At 41.8% G+C, this 19,279-nt stretch carries 15 protein-coding genes; 3 read left to right on the top strand and 12 right to left on the bottom strand.

Going from position 1 to position 19,279, the window contains the following annotated elements:
- Positions 1-118 precede the first annotated feature (118 nt).
- Positions 119-685: a chorismate mutase gene (locus GT508_RS08265; protein WP_161143993.1), complete on the bottom strand. Its 567-nt coding sequence runs from the start codon at positions 683-685 to the stop codon at positions 119-121.
- A gap of 373 nt (positions 686-1,058) precedes the next feature.
- On the opposite strand from GT508_RS08265, the gene GT508_RS08270 reads away from it, so the two are divergent.
- On the top strand, positions 1,059-2,363 hold the full coding sequence (locus GT508_RS08270; RefSeq protein WP_161143994.1) for a chloride channel protein: 1,305 nt from the start codon (positions 1,059-1,061) through the stop codon (positions 2,361-2,363).
- 218 nt (positions 2,364-2,581) lie between these two features.
- On the opposite strand, the gene GT508_RS08275 is transcribed toward GT508_RS08270, so the two are convergent.
- From GT508_RS08275 to GT508_RS08315, 9 genes are all read right to left on the bottom strand, one after another.
- On the bottom strand, positions 2,582-4,264 hold the full coding sequence (locus tag GT508_RS08275; RefSeq protein WP_161143995.1) for a phospho-sugar mutase: 1,683 nt from the start codon (positions 4,262-4,264) through the stop codon (positions 2,582-2,584).
- 223 nt (positions 4,265-4,487) lie between these two features.
- Entirely contained in the window at positions 4,488-5,375 is an 888-nt protein-coding gene (locus GT508_RS08280) for a DUF4340 domain-containing protein (protein WP_161143996.1), read from the bottom strand.
- A gap of 36 nt (positions 5,376-5,411) precedes the next feature.
- Positions 5,412-6,857 carry a GldG family protein gene (locus GT508_RS08285; protein WP_161143997.1) on the bottom strand — a complete coding sequence of 482 codons (1,446 nt, stop codon included), beginning with the start codon at positions 6,855-6,857 and terminating at the stop codon, positions 5,412-5,414.
- 10 nt (positions 6,858-6,867) lie between these two features.
- Positions 6,868-7,734: an ABC transporter permease subunit gene (locus GT508_RS08290; RefSeq protein WP_138376033.1), complete on the bottom strand. Its 867-nt coding sequence runs from the start codon at positions 7,732-7,734 to the stop codon at positions 6,868-6,870.
- A 1-nt stretch (position 7,735) separates the two neighbouring features.
- The gene (locus tag GT508_RS08295; RefSeq protein ID WP_161143998.1) at positions 7,736-8,695 is read right to left on the bottom strand and encodes an ABC transporter ATP-binding protein; all 960 of its coding nucleotides are present in this window, start codon (positions 8,693-8,695) and stop codon (positions 7,736-7,738) included.
- Between the two features lie 220 nt (positions 8,696-8,915).
- Entirely contained in the window at positions 8,916-11,468 is a 2,553-nt protein-coding gene (locus GT508_RS08300) for a glycoside hydrolase family 3 protein (RefSeq protein ID WP_161143999.1), read from the bottom strand.
- Positions 11,469-11,486: 18 nt separating this feature from the next.
- Positions 11,487-12,170 (bottom strand): TIGR00266 family protein, encoded by a 684-nt coding sequence (locus GT508_RS08305; RefSeq protein ID WP_055284883.1) that lies wholly within the window; start codon positions 12,168-12,170, stop codon positions 11,487-11,489.
- Between the two features lie 215 nt (positions 12,171-12,385).
- A complete protein-coding gene (gene galT, locus GT508_RS08310) occupies positions 12,386-13,876 on the bottom strand; it encodes a UDP-glucose--hexose-1-phosphate uridylyltransferase (RefSeq protein WP_055284885.1) in 1,491 nt (496 codons plus the stop codon).
- 37 nt (positions 13,877-13,913) lie between these two features.
- Positions 13,914-15,083, bottom strand: a complete 1,170-nt coding sequence (locus GT508_RS08315) for a galactokinase (protein WP_055284887.1) — start codon at positions 15,081-15,083, stop codon at positions 13,914-13,916.
- A 227-nt stretch (positions 15,084-15,310) separates the two neighbouring features.
- Here GT508_RS08315 and GT508_RS08320 point away from each other — a divergent pair, with 227 nt between their 5' ends.
- Together GT508_RS08320 and GT508_RS08325 are read left to right on the top strand one after the other, a co-directional pair.
- A complete protein-coding gene (locus tag GT508_RS08320) occupies positions 15,311-16,267 on the top strand; it encodes an AraC family transcriptional regulator (RefSeq protein WP_161144000.1) in 957 nt (318 codons plus the stop codon).
- Positions 16,268-16,377: 110 nt separating this feature from the next.
- Positions 16,378-16,905 carry an ECF transporter S component gene (locus tag GT508_RS08325; RefSeq protein WP_161144001.1) on the top strand — a complete coding sequence of 176 codons (528 nt, stop codon included), beginning with the start codon at positions 16,378-16,380 and terminating at the stop codon, positions 16,903-16,905.
- A gap of 139 nt (positions 16,906-17,044) precedes the next feature.
- Here GT508_RS08325 and GT508_RS08330 read toward each other — a convergent pair whose 3' ends face one another.
- Both GT508_RS08330 and GT508_RS08335 read right to left on the bottom strand, forming a co-directional pair.
- Positions 17,045-18,520: a sodium-dependent transporter gene (locus tag GT508_RS08330; protein WP_161144002.1), complete on the bottom strand. Its 1,476-nt coding sequence runs from the start codon at positions 18,518-18,520 to the stop codon at positions 17,045-17,047.
- A gap of 153 nt (positions 18,521-18,673) precedes the next feature.
- Entirely contained in the window at positions 18,674-18,958 is a 285-nt protein-coding gene (locus tag GT508_RS08335; protein ID WP_055284895.1) for a DUF2325 domain-containing protein, read from the bottom strand.
- Positions 18,959-19,279: the final 321 nt, after the last annotated feature.

The raw sequence follows: 19,279 nt of genomic DNA on the forward strand, positions 1-19,279 counted from the left end.
ATTTTTTGTGAGCTCGTTTTTAGGTCAACTTTTTTGCTTTAGAATTTCCCCATGTTGGAGTCAGCACAGGATAGGACCTTGTAAGTTTATTCCGATCGGTGACAGCCGCCATAATGCATTAAATAGAAATCAATTCTAAAATCCGGAACTCCTCTGCCTCTTTCCCTATCTGGCACAACAGGCACCGCATTCCCGCATCCGTGATCTTGCCATCCAGTGTCATGGTTACTTTCTGAATTTCATTTTCTGTCATCAGATTCATAGCATCAATCTGGATTCCATTTAACTTTGTCATGTTCACGAACAGGTTCAGATCACTTGTCTCTTTTGGGCAGGTAAATCCAATCTTTACCTGTGTATGTTCGGTCTCAGCTGTCAGTCCTGCTGCCGCCAGAGCTGCCGTCATAACTTTTTCTTGCATCTCTGGTAATAATTCATATTCATATTTTCTGCAAAGGCTCATTAAGTGTCTCAGGAATGTTTTATATTCTTCCTGAATCTCCGGATCCACATCCGTGGCTCTTTTTTCAATGATTTCAAGTTCTCTTTCGAGAACAAATACATCTCCTCCGGTCTGAGCTTTTACTTCTGCTACATATTTTCCACATTTCATTCTTCTTAAAAACAATGGCTTCATATTTGTATCTATTTCATCAATTTCATTTCTTACTTCTTCTAATGTCATCTTAGTTTCCTCGTAAAATTTATACTATATTATATTTTTCAAATAGCTGCTGACAATATGATTTCCTTTCCTCTGCTTTCATAAACTCTGCCTCCATTTCAGCACTATCCTTTATTATCTGTACATTAGCATGAATCTACAATTCCTCTCTGCCTGTATAAAATCTCTCTGGGTTACAAGCATTGAAAATTCATAGAATGCGAAATGCATAAGTTCTTGATAGGGCGTATATGCCAATGAAAATATAGAATTATAATGCTTAACCCGATTGTATCACATAGTATATAAATTGTCGAGTAAAAAATATATTTGCTTGCAGATTCCGCCATACAAGTTATAATAAATACGAGAGAATTTATCTTTGGGGGTTATTATGATTAAAGCTTTGTTCAAACACATTTACAAATACTATAAAGATACTTTTATCCTGGCTATTGCCGGAGTAGTCATCGGTGTTCTCGTCGGAATCATCGATGCAGCATTCGGGCTGGGACTTAATGCCTGTACCGCTATCCGGACGAAATACTTCTGGTATCTGATCTGGTTCCTGCCTCTTGGCGGCGTCTTCATCTGGTTCATCTATCACCAGTTTGGCAAATCTGTCGCCAATGGTATGAAGATGGTCTTTCACGTCGGCCTTGGTAAAAACACCAAACTTCCAATCCGTATGGTGCCACTATCCGTCATCGGAACCTGGACAACACACCTGTTTGGAGGAAGTGCCGGACGAGAAGGTGTTGCTGTTCAGATTGGTGCGGCTGTTTCCAACAACGTTGGGCGTCTGGTCGATAAGACTATTGATATCGAAAACAGCCGGAAGATGTTCCTGATCACTGGTATGGCTGCCGGATTTTCCGGACTTTTCTGTACTCCGCTTGCTGCAATCTTTTTTGCACTGGAGGTATTGGTTGCCGGAAAGCTGGAATATCATGCTTTGATTCCAGCAACAGTAGCTTCCATCAGTGCAGCATTTACATCACGGGCGCTCGGACTTCGGAAATTTCATATTAATATACTGGAAACCCTGAACTATCATCCTTCTACGTACAACGCCGTTTTTCTTTTAAAACTGGCAGCTATGGGACTGTGCTTCGGTATCGTTGGTTCTTTATTTGCACTGATTCTCCGATATCTGCGTTTGAAATTCGCCTTCCGTTTTTCTTCGCCTGTAAAAAAGGTTCTGATCATGGGGGCTGTTATCGCAGTTCTTATGATGATCTTTCATCAGGGAAGATACTCCGGAACCGGCTCTAACCTGGTTGCTCTGTGCTTTGACGGTATTACAGACGATATATATGCTTATGACTGGATTCTTAAGATGGCTCTTACGATTCTGACACTTTCCTCCGGATTCATCGGCGGTGAAGTTGCACCTCTGTTTTCCATCGGTTCCTGCTTAGGATATGTACTTGGACCGGTATTCGGATTTGATCCGATGTTCGGTGCAGCTCTTGGATTCGCTTCCGTGTTCTGCAGTGGATCAAATACTTTGCTCGCAGCTATCCTGGTCGGCGTGGAAAGTTTCGGATATAATATGCTCCCATTCTTTTCGGTTGTATGTTTTGTATCGTTTATCTTTAACTTTAATAATTCGATCTTTACAGCACAGAGAGTTGCATTTACGCATCCTGTACGGCGTCAGCGGTTGAAACAGCAGATTGCACCAAAGGGAAATTAACGTATTAGCATATACATAGTAGTCCTGCAAGCAGCAATGTATCTTACATACTTTGTATCTACAGGACTTAACACTGGCAGCTCTTTACGAATGCATGGCAATAAAAAATAAGTGTACATTCTTCCACCGAAGAATTGTACACTTATTTTTATTCTCTTATTTCAATCTTAAATTCCTATAACACAATTTCCAAGTCTTCCAGAACCTGCCTCAGACTCCTATGCCATGATTGGTTTCAGTGCCTCAGCAAGTTTGTCCTTCTCAGCCTGTGCCTCAGCAAGATCTTTACCAAGTGTTGTGTAGTAAATCTTAATCTTAGGCTCTGTTCCTGAAGGACGTACGATAACTGTCTCATTGTTCTCAAGCTTGTAAACTAATACATTTGCTACAGGAAGTCCTGTTTCTTCTGTCTTAGTATAATCTGTTACTTCTGTTACCTTGTATCCAGCAATCTCTGCCGGTGCATTCTCACGCAGGTTCTGCATGATTCCAGACATCTTGTCCATTCCACTGAGTCCAGGGAATTCAAAGCTGTCGATCTTGTTGAGGTAACGTCCGTACTCTGCATAGATTTCTTCCAGTCTCTGTTTCAGAGAGCTGCCGATACTTCTGTAGTAAGCTGCCATCTCACAGATCAGCATAGATGCGATAACGGCATCTTTGTCACGTACATATGGTCCTGCAAGGTATCCGTAGCTTTCCTCAAATCCAAAGATGAATCTGTCTACTTCGCCTGCTGCCTCTAACTGTGCGATCTGGTCTCCGATCCATTTGAATCCTGTCAGTACGTTTCTTAATTCTACTCCGTAATGAGCTGCTACTGCATCAGCAAGTGGTGTAGATACGAGAGATTTGACTGCTACTGCTTTTTCAGGCATTGTACCTTTCTCGATACGTCCTGCACATATGTAATCCAGAAGAAGTACTCCGACTTCGTTACCGCTTACTAATTCATAAGATCCATCCGGGCACTTCATAGCGATACCTACACGGTCTGCATCTGGGTCAGTTGCAAGCATAAGGTCTGCATCTGACTCTTTTGCAAGGTTCAGTCCAAGCTCCAGTGCCTCAAAGATCTCTGGGTTTGGATAGCTGCATGTTGTAAAGTATCCATTTGGATATTCCTGCTCCGGAACGATTGTGATATCTGTGATTCCGATATCTTTTAATACCTGTGTTACAGGAACAAGACCTGATCCATTTAATGGGCTGTATACCAGTTTTAATCCGGCTGTCTTACACAGTCCCGGACGAACCTGACGGGATTCGATCGCATCATAGAGTGCTCTCTTGCAGTCATCGCCTACAAATCTAATCAGTCCTTCTTCTACACCTTCTGCAAATGACATATATTTTGCTCCGGTCAGAACGTCTGTCTTCTGGATCTCTTCGTATACGATTGCAGCCGCATCGTCTGTCATCTGACATCCGTCCGGTCCGTATGCTTTATATCCGTTGTATTTTGCCGGGTTATGAGAAGCTGTTACCATAACACCTGCATTACAGTTATAATAACGTGTTGCAAATGAAAGCGCCGGTACAGGCATCAGTGCATCATAGATTCTTACTTTGATCCCATTTGCTGCAAGTACACCTGCTGCTGTCTTGGCAAATACATCACTCTTTAAACGGCTGTCATAACTGATTGCTACAGTCTGTGTTCCACCCTGTGTCTTTACCCAGTTAGCCAGTCCCTGTGTTGCCTGACGTACTACATAAATATTCATACGGTTCGTTCCTGCGCCGAGCACTCCGCGAAGTCCGGCTGTTCCGAATTTCAGTGCTACCGCAAAACGTTCCTTGATCTCATCATCGTTACCCTCAATTTTTGACAATTCCGGCTTCAGATCTGCATCTTCAAGATCTGCTGCAAGCCAGCGTTTGTATTCTTCCTGATACATTTTTTATCACTCCTACTTATTTCTTTTCCGGGTTTTTTGTATATTTTCACAACAAACCTATTAATAATATACCATTTTTTATACTTTCAGGCAATAAATGTACTGTAAATTATGTGAAAACTTTTCGTCATTTTTCTCAAAAATCAGAAAAAGACGGAGGGCACATTTTCTGTGCTGTTTCCGTCTTTTTTCTGAAATTCCAAATTCTTTCTATTGATATGTTTTATTTATCTACCGACATCATATTTTCTACGATTGAACTTCCGACCTCATATACCATATTGGAATCTTTAAGCTGTACATAACGGTTATCACCATTTACATTTCCAACATAGACAGTACACGTCTTCTTATCCCCTGAAGTACTATCCTTATAAGTTGTCGTTACCGTAATCCGGTTTGCTTCATCCAGACCATATTTTGCAAGATCTTTTACATTATAATCTGCACACTGGGTAAGTGAGATGGTTCCCCAGCCACCGGCAAGTTCACTGCGTTGCTTCTTTTTCTTATAAGTCGTGGTCTCACCATTTTGTGTAACTTCGACCTTCTTCAGATTACCACTGCTGATCGATGGCAGTGTGTCGTTCTCCGTCAGGGATGACAGATCGAATACCAGATCCGATACCAGCGTACTTGAAATGGTATATACTGCATCCGAATCCTGGATCATCGCATAATAATTGTCTCCGGCTGCATCGCCGATTTCAATCGTTCCTTTGGTTCCATCCTTTGCCGTGTAGGTAACGGTGTAATCCGAACTGTCCAGTCCATAATCTGCTTTCTCATCCGGATCACTCAGCTTGCGGACCGCTGTCAGTCCAGTAATCTCTTTTGCCGTGCTCCTGATCGTACTCTGATTCAGACGTACCCCGTCATCCTCATCGTATACCCATTCGCCATCATCTTTGGTAAAGCTCATCTTGCTTCCGCCGCTTTCATAGGCAAATGACTTCAGACTCTTTACATCTACCAGGCTGACTTTTTCTTTGTCCTCTTTTGCCTTCTTCTGCTTCTCGCTGTGACTGTTCCAGGCTTTTAATCCTCCGTACAGCGCAAGCAAGACCGCAAGCACAATCACCATGATGAGCATTGTCTTTTTCTGTTTCATCAAATTTCCCCTTTTCTGTCCATAAATATTCTTAATTTACGCTTTTCTTCTCTTCCACCAGCGCATGAATCCATAGATCAGAATTACAAGCGGAATTCCGAAGATTGTCAGGATGCTGATGATTCCCGCATGCTGCATCGTGTTGTTACTTACTTCCAGGCTCTTTGCCTTGATTGCTACGTTCTTTGTCTTGTCAAAGTTCGCTGTCACCGCGTTCATGAACAGGTCCAGGTTCTCCAGTGTTGTATACGTATCTGTAATCTGCGAATCGATCATGCTTTCAGAAGAAATCACTGTCAGACGGCTGGTCTTTGTCACATCAGACGAGCTGTCTTTGGAAGAACTGCTGTCGGACGAATCGTTGGATGTGATCTGCTCGGTTGCGACTGCTCCCAGTGTATAGGTTCCTTCTTCCTGCTTATCCTCTGTCACTGCATAGGAATTATCTGATGTCTGCATAAACGCCGTTGTTGTGATCGTATCTCTTGCCGGATCTGTTGTAGTCAGACCATGTGCATTGATCATCAGAACCATCTCTGATTCCAGATTATTGGCCAGATTGTCTGTTGCTGTGATCTCCGGGAAGATATAATAATAGTTGCCCTGGTAGCTTCTCTGCATATCTGCAATGTAACCGTCCGCTTCCTGCATACCATATTCTTTCAGCACTTCATCCAGATTCGGTGTCTCATCCTCAGGATCTCCAAGAATGATAAATACCTTTCCGCCCTTTTTCATGTAATTCAGAAGTAATGTTTTCTCATCATCGGAAATGTCTTTTGATGGAGCATCCATGAATAACATATCACAATCATCAGGAATTTCACCTGTCATCATCAGATTCACTTCATCTGTCGTCAGATTATTCTTAGTGAACAGTTTTGTCACAGAATCTGAAAATGCTGCTTCTCCGTGTCCTGTTGTATAATACATCTTCTCTGTCTGTTCACTTGTAACCGAATTGATCGCACTTGTAAACTGGCCTTCTCCGTCGAATTCAGATACAGAACTGCTTCCTGTCGTATAGTAGGAATAAGAATCCGAAACTAAAATATCATCAAAAGAAACAGATTTCGTTTTTCCGGTATCTTTGCAGGAGATTACGATCGTATCTTTCTCTACTCCTGCTTTTGTAAGTGCTGCCGGATGCAGGACCGGATCGATCCATGTTACACTGATCTTATCAGACAATGCCGTATATTTCTTGATGAATGATTTGATCCTTGTATCTGTCGAATCTTTTTCTGCATAGATTTTAAATGTTACTTTTTTATCCAGTTTGTTCAATACCTTTTTACTGGTCTTTGATACTCCGTAAATGTTGTTATCACTGATATCTATGCTCTTAACATTCTCCGGAAGCTGACCTGCGATCAGATTGACAACAATCACCATGCAGATCACAAGTGCGATCATTCCCACACTGTAACTTCCGTTTTTCGATGATGCACTCCGGAATGACTTCTTGATTTTTTCTAACATTATGCTCCTCCTAACTCCAACGTCTCTTCTGAATCATCTGCATCGTCAAAAAGAAGAACAAGACGATCAGTGACAGGTACAATATAATCCCGCTCACATCCAGAAGATGGTTATCGGCAATATTGGAAAATACTTCTGTCAGTTCCAGTTTGCCAAGTACTGTGGAAAGCAGACTTTCAAACACTGTTTTCTTTACAAAGTAAGTAATCAGTGTTCCTGCCAGTACGATCAGCTCCAGTACCCCGCTAATCACGACATTTTTCGTCATATTCCAGACTGCAAGTACGACCAGCGTCAACAACACCGCAACTGCCACTGCATTTGCCCATGCTGCCGAAGGGATAAAGTTCAGGATGCCGCTCCAGAGATAAGTCAGAAGCAGGATACCGAATGCGCCGATTGCCGCAATGATCACACTTTCTGTCAATGAAGAGACAAACATTCCAATGGAAATATATACGCATCCGAGTAAGAAGAACACAAGGATTGCCAAATAGTCTACCTTAATGTATGCCGTCCCCTGCGCTTTAATGATCAGTGGAAAGATCAGATAGATCACACACGGTACAGCCGTGATCGTTACCATTGCAAGATATTTTCCAAGCACGATCTCGAACAGGCTGACCGGTGCTGTCAGTAACATCTGATCCGTCTTATTCTTCTTATCTTCTGCAAAGCAACGCATCGTCAGGATCGGAATTGCTACCAGGTATACGAACAGAATCCCTGACAATACATATGAAAAATACGGATATCCATAGTTCAGGTTATACGCCAGGAAATAGATTCCCGTATAAGCTACCAGGAAAGCGATAAATACATATCCTATCATAGAATGAAAATAGGATCTTAACTCTCTTTTATAGATGGCTCTCATCTTACTTCTCCTCCTTTATCATTCTATTGCCTGACCCTTGTGTCAACTCCAGGAATATCTCTTCCAGTGTTGTCTTACTCTGATTCAGGGTAAGCATCGGTACATCTGCATGAGAAAATGCGAGGAATAACTCTTCCCTGATATCTTCCCCGCCTTTTGCTATAATCTGCGCAGTTGTAATGTCGCTCGCACTGGTGCGGTATTTTACTTCTTTGATCTTTCCTGTCCGGCGGATAATATGATCCATCTCATCCCTGGAAGCCTTTGCTTCCACCTCGATCTGACCTTTGCCACTCATCATATTCTCCAGATTCTCGGTCGTATCACTGGCGACCAGCTTCCCTCCGGATATGATCATTATATAATCACAGACTTCCCTTACTTCCGCAAGAATGTGAGAACTTAAGATCACGGTATGTTTCTTCGCAAGCTTCCTGATCAGTTCACGGATTTCGATGATCTGCTTCGGGTCAAGGCCTACTGTCGGCTCATCCAGGATAATGATCTCCGGGAATCCCAGAACTGCCTGTGCAAGTCCGACTCTCTGCTTATAACCTTTTGACAGGTTCTGGATCAGCCGGTTTTCTACGTCTCTCAGCTTTGCAAGTCTTATAACTTCTTCTATCTGCGGCTCTCTTTTGTCTTTTTTAATTCCTTTTAATTCTGCAGCGAATTCCAGATATTCCCGCACCGTCATTTCCATATATAACGGCGGAATTTCCGGTAGATAACCGATATTCTTCTTAGCTTCTTCCGGCTCCTTTAAAATGTCGTGTCCATCGATCAGCACCTGTCCCTCTGTAGCTCCCAGGTAACCGGTCATAATGTTCATGGTCGTAGATTTTCCTGCACCGTTTGGTCCTAAGAATCCATAGATTTTACCGGATTCTACGGTGAAGTTCAGATGATCTACCGCCAGATGGTTACCATAACGTTTGGTAAGATTCTTTACTTCTATCAAATTTCCTTCCTCCTGTTAAACTCAATCTGTTAACAATATAAGGGGGATGTTTGAAAAGTATGTGGAAAAAATATGTTTATTTGATGAATTAAAGTTTAACTGTTGAACAAAAATATTGTTTTTCCCCGGACGCAAACAGATACACACTATATTCCCAAGTTTCTCCTCTCACTTCGTTCGAAGTCAACTTTTGTGAATATAGTGTGTATCTGTTTACTGATTATACTCCGCTTTCTCTCTGCTTCCTTAAATACCCCTGGTAGATACGGCTGCTGATGATTCCTTTCAACACGTTGGCCGCACTCCTTTTTACATCTTCTTCCAGAATAATACCTTTGGAAACTGCTTTTACGATGTCATCTACGGTTCCGGAACTGCCTGGCATAATCAGGTCGTTGCCTGATGCAATCGCATGTGCCGGATCACCGTATTTTCTTCCGGTTGCGAACCAGTCAGTCATAACGAAACCATCAAATCCCCATTCATTCCTCAGTACCTGTGTCAGCAGACGATAGCTGTTGTTGACGTATTTGCCGTTTACCTTATTATAGCTGCTCATCACAGCTCCCGGATGCGATTCTTTCACCGCAATTTCAAATCCTTTCAGATAGATTTCCCTAAGTGCTCTTTCATTTACGTTAGCATTCGTCTTATTACGGTTGTCTTCCTGATTATTACAGCAATAATGCTTTAATGTAACATAACATCCACGGTTCTTCTGAACTCCTTTTGTAATTGCTGCCGCAAATTTACCCGTAAGTAATGGATCTTCAGAGAAATATTCAAAGTTACGTCCACATAAAGGGTTGCGGTGTATATTCATGCCCGGTGCCAGCCAGTAAGTTACACCATAAGCTTCCATCTCTTTTCCCACTGCATTCCCGACCTCTTCTGCAAGCTGCAGATTCCAGCTCGATGCCAGAGAGATTCCCACCGGAAATGCCGTTGTAAACTGATACAGAAGATTCTTGCTGTCCGGATTGCCAAGCATTACTTTCTTTACCGGTTCGGGAAGATATTTCATAAAAGAGATATTTGGTTCTACTCCTTTTACTTTACCCGTTATAGATACAGACGATATCTTATGAAGCCTGAGTCCCGCAGGTCCATCCGCCATAACGACATTTGGAATTCCCTTTGCAGTCAGATTTCCAGTCGTCACGCCTGCTGCTCCCGGTGCTTCAAAGAACCGATGTCCGGACATGCCTCCGCCCACAACCAGCTCCGCCATATCTCTTAGCGTTAATGACTCTAAGATCCTGTCAGTCTCTTCCGAAGAATAGATCTCCACCGGGCCATACTTATGATCCGTTTCCGGAATAATCCCCGGTTCGATCTGAAAGCTCTGAATTTTTTCCACATCGTCGATGATTATTTCACAGGTTCTTCCCCAGTTCTGTCTGCAGTCACCGGTTGCATGAAGAAGTTCCTTTTCTTCCTGCCATTCCAGTTCTGTCACCCTTAACGGTGCCTTACAGATATGAGAATGTTTCTCTGTAATTATTTCCGTTTCCAGTTTTAATATTCCACATACTCTTGTATTCCTGCTGGAATTACCGACTCGCACGACATATTCGCCCGGTTCCAGAACAGTGGCAGCATCTTTTTCCCTGTAACTTGTAAGATCACGCAGATCAAATTGTAATACAGTCCGTTCTTCCTCTCCCGGTTTCAGGTTCTTTGTCTTGGCAAATGAAGTTAATCGCTGTGCTTCTTTTTTCAGTTCACCATCCGGACAGCTTACATAGATCTGTACCACTTCTTTTCCGTTGTATACTTCGCCTTTATTCTTTACATCTACGGATATCTCGACGGTAGTTCTTTCCAGCCTCATACCTGCAAGATGCATTTCGAACTCTGTATACGATAGTCCATATCCAAACGGATATCTTGGTGCTACATGAAATGTATCAAAATACCGATATCCGACATAGATCCCTTCCCGGTAATACTCTTCATCGAGATTCCCATTCAGATAACTGTAATCATCTGACGCCGGATAGTCCCGGTAATGCTTTGCCCATGTATCTGTAAGTTTCCCGGACGGTGTATGCTTTCCGCAGACTATATCCGCAACTGCCTGCCCGCCCATCGTTCCAAGCTGTCCCATGAAGATCACCGCATTGATGTTCGGAATCTCATGCAGAAAATTCAGGTCAAACTGCCCTCCTACATTGATCACTACGATCATATGCTCATATTGTTCCGCACAAAATGTCAGATTTACTCGTTCTATCTCTGCCAGACCGTATTCATTCTCACTGAGTTTACGGTCAGCACCTTCTCCTGCCTGTCTCGAAATGACGTAAATGCAGGTATCGGTCTCTGATTTTTCTACATCTTCCTGCAGCACTGCTCTTCCATATGGATAGCGGTATGGACTGCTCATCAGATTCATAAAATCCGACAGATTCTTCGGACTTAGTTTCTTTCGGAATTCTTCTGCGTATGCATGCTCTCCTTCTTGAAAACTCTGATCATAATCATCAATCCAGTTCATCGTTGTAATCTTGAATCCCGCATCTTCCATTCCTTCCAGGATCGATACTGTATGCCGCTCATTGACCTCTCCTGAACCGGTTCCTCCTTTGATCGTCATTTTGGCACCGGCTCCGTATAGTGCAATTTTTCCCGGATTTAACGGAAGACATCCGTCATTCTCCAGAAGCACGATCCCTTCCACTGCTGCCTGATATGCAATTTCCTTTCCGGCTTCCTCCAACGGTGTGACTGCATCTGTTAGTGCGGCTTTATGAATGTTTCTTGTTCTCATTGTAATTATGCATCCTTTCTATTTTCCAGATGATGGCATATATGGGCGCAATGCTCCTGCCACATTACTGATCGGCATTGTCTGAAGCCACACTTTTCCAGGTCCGTGAATTATTGTATTAAAGATTCCTTCTCCGCCAAATAACATATTCTTCACACCCGGTACGCTCTTAATCTCTATCTGGCATGAAGCATCCATTGCAGCCAGATGTCCAGTATCTACGACAATTTCCTGTCCGGCGTTCAATTCATACTCCACTACATGTCCGTCAAACTCAGCAAATACAGTTCCCTGACCAGATACCTTCTGCATGATAAATCCCTCTCCGCCAAATAATCCAGAGCTGAACTTCTTATTAAAGAACACAGACAATTCTACCCCTGCTTCGCTTGCAAGGAATGCACTTTTCTGGAATACCATCTCACGCCCCGGTCCGATTTCAAATGCTTTGATGGATCCAGGAAAGCACGATGCAAATGCAATCATCCCCTTGCCAGCTTGTGCGGTATAAATATTCTGGAATATATGCTCACCGGAAAACATTCTTCCAAATGCCTTGCCGATTCCTCCATTCGTGGTCGTCTCCATCTTCATATTCGGTGACATCCAAGACATTCCGCCTCCTTCTGTGATCATCTTCTCTCCGCCCTCCAGATAGCAGATAACTACCGGTAATGTGTCTCCTTTGATTTCATATCTCATATAAGTTTCCTCCTGAAATTTTATTTTTCTTTTAATATACTTTTTCCCGAAAAACTATATTTATATTATAGCATCTACTATCTCTATTCACAATCAGCACTTTATATTTACGTAAAATTTTATTACATTTTCACCATAACAACTCAAACATGACAAAACGCCAAAAATCTTCCGGGCTTTTCATCCCTTCTGATTTTTGACGTTTTTCTAACATCTTATAATGTTTTTACAAATCTTAAAAATGCTTCTCTTCCCTTTTCTGTACATTTATACACTCCGGCATCCTCAAGTACATGTACAAATACTTCACCGACTTCTTTTTTCAATATATCCATTACATTTTCTTCTGTAATCCCATCATATTTTTTACAAAATGTATCTGCCCAGTCCGCATGCTTTGCAATCTTTTCATTACTTCTGATATCTTTTTTCTGAACCAGATAATCCGCAAGAATCTCCAGCTCTTCTTTTAATCTGGATGGAAGCACCGCAAGTCCCATAACTTCGATCAGTCCGATATTTTCCTTTTTAATATGATGATACTCTGCATGTGGATGATAAACGCCAAGTGGATGTTCTTCGGTTGTGATATTATTCCGAAGAGTCAGATCCAGTTCAAACAATCCATCACGTTTTCTTGCAATCGGTGTAATGGTATTGTGTGGTTCCCCGTCTGTATTTGCATAGATGAAGGCCTCTTCATCGGTATAGCCTCTCCAGCATCCGAGAATGTGATCTGCCAGTTCGATCAGACGTTTTTCATCTTTATGACGGATACGGATTACAGACAATGGCCATTTTACAATTCCAGCTTCCACATCCTCATATCCAGGAATCTCTACTGGAATCTCAATCGGTGCTTTTGCCATTGCAAATGTATAATGTCCCCCCTGGAAGTGATCATGACTTAAGATAGAACCTCCAACGATCGGAAGATCTGCATTGGATCCCAGAAAATAGTGTGGGAATAACTTTACGAAATCAAATAATTTCTCAAACGCTTTCTTATCAATCTTCATCGGAATATGCTGTCCGTTAAATACAATACAATGCTCGTTATAGTACACATAGGGTGAATACTGGAATCCCCATTTTCCTCCCGCAATCTCAATCGGAATGATTCTGTGGTTTTCTCTTGCCGGATGATCCAGCCGTCCTGCATATCCTTCATTTTCCATACAAAGCTGACATTTCGGATATGCTGTATTCTTTGCATTTCTTGCCGCTGCGATCGCCTTTGGATCCTTTTCCGGCTTAGAAAGATTGATTGTAATGTCAATCTCTCCATATGGGGAATCTACTTTCCACTTCATATCTTTCTTCACACGGTATCTGCGGATATAATTACTGTCCTGACTTAATTTATAGAAATATTCTGTTGCAGTTTCCGGCGATTCTTCGTATTTTTCTGCAAATGTCTTCTGTACCTGGGCCGGCCTTGGCACCAGGCAATTCATGATCTTTGTATCAAAAAGATCACGGAATCCGATGCTGTCTTCAATGATTCCTCTTTTTACTGCCTCATCCAGTAATCCTTCCAGAACTGTTTCCAGTTCGATGGAGCTTCTGTCGATTTCTACATCTTCATATGAATCTTCCTGGAATAATTCTAACAATAAATTTGTTGTGTAAATTCTCTCACATTCCGGTGTCAGTCCGGTCTGAATACCATATTCTACCAGTTTCTTAATATTTTCATACAACATATTATGATCCTTCCGTTCCTTTTTCTATCCTGTGAATTTATACAATCTTTGCTCCGTCACCAATCTCTACTACATAGAATTCTGCTTCATGTCCGACTTTTTCTTTATATGTCTTTCCAATCTCTTCGATAAATCTGTCCACTGTTGCATCTTCAACAATGCTGACCGTACATCCGCCGAATCCGCCTCCGGTGATACGTGAACCGATAACCCCCGGCATTGCCTGCGCCAGATCTACCAGAATATCTATCTCTTCACAGGACACTTCATAATCATAACGAAGTGACTCATGAGATGCATTCATAAGCTGTCCGAATAATTTCACATCGTTGTTACGGAGTGCTTCTACTGCACGAATAGTTCTCTGATTCTCATATACCGCATGTTTCGCACGCTTCTGTCTGACCGGATCTTTGATCGCATCCTTGTACTGTTCGAATCCGTCCTCTGTAAGATCTCCAAGTGTCTTTATATCTGTAACCTTCTGAAGTTCCTTTAATGCAGTCTCACATTCATTTCTTCTGTCATTGTAAGCAGAATCAACCAGACTGTGCTTTACCTTACTGTTGATGATCACGATCTTCGCATTTTCAAGAACGACCGGTGCATATTCGTATTTTAATGTATTGGTATCCAGGAAAATTGCATGATCTTTCTTACCCATCGCACTTGCGAACTGATCCATAATTCCACAGTTGCATCCATTGAAATTATTCTCCGAATACTGTCCGATCAATGCAAGATCAATCATGGAGAGATCTTCAAATCCAAATGTATCTTTTAACATCAGTCCTGTCAGCACTTCCAGTGATGCGGAAGAAGAAAGTCCAGAACCATTCGGAATATTTCCATAGATCAGGATATCCATTCCATGTGTCAGTTCATACCCTCTCTTTTCGAATGCCCACATTACTCCCTTCGGATAATTCGTCCATCCGGCATTTTTACTCGGAATCAATTCATCGAGACTTGTCTCAATGATTCCAAGCTTTTCAAAGTTCAAAGAGAAGAAACCTAATTTTCTGTCTTCTCTGTTCCTTACCACTGCCCATGTTCCCATTGTCAGTGCACATGGGAATACATGACCTCCGTTATAATCTGTATGTTCTCCGATCAAGTTTACTCGTCCCGGTGCAAAATAAGTACGGATTTCCCCGCCTTCTCCGTATAATTCCTGAAATTTTGCGATCAATTGCTCTTTCTGCATTCCATTACCTCCATTTGTAATACATTTTTATCATTTTTTCTTTCATACCTTAAGTTTCAGGCCTTCTTTAACATCCACTTACATACTTTTTTGTAGTTGACTGTCTTCTGTTATTGCTATAATATAATCATAATGAGATATGCAAATTCTCACAATAAGAATATTGGCATATTTTATAAGAATATTGAGATTTTATTTGTTTTTGACTTTTATATACGGAGGATGATATGAAAGGTATTCAGATTCTTACAGAAAAAAACAAAAAAGAAGTAAAAGAACACGGAAGTTACACTTTCCCCGTTCAGGTATCCCCAGAGGCAATACAGTCTTATGAACAGCATTCCTTCATGTGGCACTGGCATCCGGAGATCGAACTTACATGGTTCGTATCCGGACAGATGGAATATGTCGTCAACGACCAGCGTTATATTATCTCAGAAGGCGAAGGGATATTCTGCAACAGTAATGCTTTACATGCCGGATATATGATTGATGACCAGGACTGTAATTATATCTCTGTCACATTTCATCCCAAATTCATCTATGGCTACGAGAACAGTATCCTGCAGACCAAATATGTCGATTTTATCACTTCCAACGAATTCTGGTCTTCACTTGTATTAAAGCCAGAGATTTCGTGGCAGAATGAAATTATTGAATACATAAAAGAAATATATAGATTGACCTGCCATGTTCAATCTTCTTCCGCTTCTGGATATGAAAGCATGTCAGAACAGCCGGAATTACCTGACTATGAATTCCGTGTCCACCTCCTGCTCTGTGAGATCTGGCACAGACTTTATCTGCATTATGTCCAGATTGCCCAGGATACACCACAGCCACAGAAGCATCTGCAACGTTTGAAAGACATTCTTTCTTATATTCAAGAACATGCCTCGGAAGAACTTGGTCTCGAAGATATTGCCTCTCACGCCGGACTGTGCAAAAGTGAATGCTGCCGCTTTTTCAAAAAGTATATGCGGATGACCATCTTCGACTACCTGCTGTCTACACGGATCCAGAACAGTCTTCCACTTCTTATGAATGGAGAGAATATTACTACGATTGCCGGACTTGTAGGATTTTCCTCACCGGCATATTATGGTCAGATTTTTAAACGTTATATGGGGATGTCCCCCAGCCAATATAAAAAACATGCAGCCCAGTCATCTTCCGCTGATTAAGTGATGTGCTTTCAAACTGGTATGGTGTTTTTTCTCATAACTGGCTCTTTATCTCATGCCACTACTATTGTAAAGTAATGACAATTACGAAAGGAAAGAGGGTTTTGGTTATGAATTCCAATCTGAAAAAAATAATTATGACAGCATTATTTGCTGCATTGGCCTGTGTTGCTACGATGTCCATCCGCATTCCGACACCGGGAACCAGCGGATATATCCATCCTGGTGATGCAATCGTAATCCTCGCAGGTATCATCCTCGGTCCTGTATATGGTATGCTTGCCGGTGGTATCGGTTCTGCACTGTCTGACCTGATCGGCGGCTATTTTGTATACGTTCCGATCACACTGGTGATCAAGGGGCTTGTCGCACTGGTATCCGGACTGATTTACCAGAAGATGTGCCGTTCCGGTAAAAACCGTTATATTGCAGTCATTCTTGGCGGTATCACGGATATCGTATTCGTTGCCGGCGGATATTTTATCTGCGAATTCTTCCTTTATGGAAGCGGTGCTGCCGCAAGTATTCCTGCCAATATCATCCAGGGAATCGGCGGACTGATTATCTCTGCAGTATTATATCCTGTACTGATCGCGATCCCGGATGTCCGCCAGGCTGCTTACGAGGCGAAAAATTAACTTCATTTGCATGCTTTACTATTTATAGAATCTGCCACCGGCAGTTTCTTTCAAATGTATGATGAACAAAAAAAGGATAAGTTCTTTTCCACTTTACAAAAGAACTTATCCTTTTTCCACATCTTTTTACTTTTTTTCTTTACTTGTCCACTTTTTCCGCAGTACTTTTTCCACAAGAGCATCCGATCACAAATGCAAGGAATAAGAACGCCACGATCATCCAACCGATCAGTGTCTTCGTTCCCATTGGTTGAAATTTATCATAATATCCCTTCAGGTAAATGATAATGATCAGAAGCGGCAATCCGTAAGACATATAACCCTTGATTCCTGCCGGGAACTTCCATCCTTCTCCTTGATTGATTTCTTCAAGGAAGCTGTTCCATCCCCATCCGTTCTTCTTTGTACAGAACAGGACATAGCCAAGACTTCCAAGCGGAAGCAGGTTATTCGATACGATGAAGTCCTCCAGATCCATGATTGTCGATCCTTCTCCAAGTGGAGTGAATCCGGCCAATACATTGAATCCCATAACACATGGCATACTTAAGATAATGATCAGAATCAGACTTACCAGTGTACTCTTCTTTCTTGACCATCCGAATAAATCCATATCAAAAGAAATAATATTTTCAAATACCGCAACCAGTGTCGTAAATGCAGCGAAGCTTAAGAACAGGAAGAATAATCCTCCCCATACACGCCCGCCTGCCACCTGCGCGAAAATATTCGGGATCGTGATAAATATAAGGCTTGGGCCTGCTCCCGGTTCAATTCCGTATGCAAAGCATGCCGGAATAATAATGAAACCTGCCATCAGCGCTACGACCGTGTCAAGCACGGTAATATTCACAGCCTCTCCGAATAAACGCTGATCTTTTTCCATATAACTTCCAAAGATCAACATCGCTCCGATTCCAATTGATAATGTAAAGAATGCCTGGCTCATAGCCCCGAAAACCACGTTTCCGATTCCGATCTCTGCCATCTGTCTGAAATCAGGAATCAGATAAAAGCGGATTCCCGCTCCGGCACCTTTCATCATCACAGAGTGGATCGCAAGTACGATCATGATCACAAGCAATGCTGTCATCATGAACTTGGATACTTTTTCGATACCTTTCTGGATTCCAAATGCACATACACCGAATCCAATGATACAGATCAGAATCGTCCAAAATGTCATAAGCGGCATATTTCCAAGCATATCACTAAATCCAGCCGATACCGTCTCCATATCCGCACCTACGAAATCTCCACTGAAGCTTCTGACACAATAATACAGCATCCATCCACCAACCGTAGTATAGAACATCATCAGGAAATAGCATCCAATGATACCGATCCATTTTGTAATATGCCACTTTGTTCCTTTAGGTTCCAGTGTCTCATATGCAGCGGCAACACTGTGTCTGCTCGCACGTCCGACACCAAATTCACAGACCATAACCGGAATTCCCATGATCAGAAGAAATACCAGATATATCAGGATAAATGCAGCTCCACCAAACTGTCCACACATATATGGGAATTTCCACACATTTCCGATACCAACGGCACACCCTGCGGATACAAGGATGAAGCCCAGTCTTGATCCAAATGTCTCTCTCTTCATTCCATAAACCTCTCTTTGTTTTAAGTCAAGCGTTTTTTATTATATCGCATATTATCAGCCAAATGCAAGGATTATCCTTATGGAGTTTTTAGATTAAAAAAGATCAAGAAAAGGTGTCAGCATCTGACGTGGGCTTTCCCACATTCCAGATACTTATGCTGTACAGGCATTCTGAAGAATCTCATTTAATGCATTTCCACTGCTTGTATGGCATCTTACAATCTGTGCATTGCATTTTTCTGCTTCTGTCACTGCACAGTGTACCATCTTATGAGATACTGTGTTGGTAAATAGGATCAACAGATCCGGACTTCCGATCTTTTCACTTAAATTTCCAGACATCTGTGTGAATACTTTCGCTTTGCATTTGTATTCTTTACAGATTTTTTTATATTGATGAACCATTCTGTCGTGTCCGCCTACGATTACTATACTCATGTATTGCCTCCTTTTATGCACGTTAGTTAGCTTTATCTAACTAGTATGATACATGATTTTTGTAAAAATAGGAAGAGGATATGTTGAGAACATTTCTCAATATGTTTTTTTCAAAAGTTCATTAAAACATTTTTATTCCATATTCTTGAATATACTTATTCCATATGGTATATTAATTATATAAGGAACAACCGCCCACAAGGGGTTGACCTTGAAAATATGGTTAAAGAAACACCACTCCTTCGTGGTATGCTCCCCGTCAAGAGGACAATAAAAAATAATAAATTTTTGTATCGTCAGCCATGCTATGGCTGGCGATAT

Origin of the sequence: Dorea sp. BIOML-A1, from assembly GCF_009875615.1 — a bacterium.
GTDB classification, from domain to species: Bacteria; Bacillota; Clostridia; order Lachnospirales; family Lachnospiraceae; genus Dorea_A; species Dorea_A amylophila.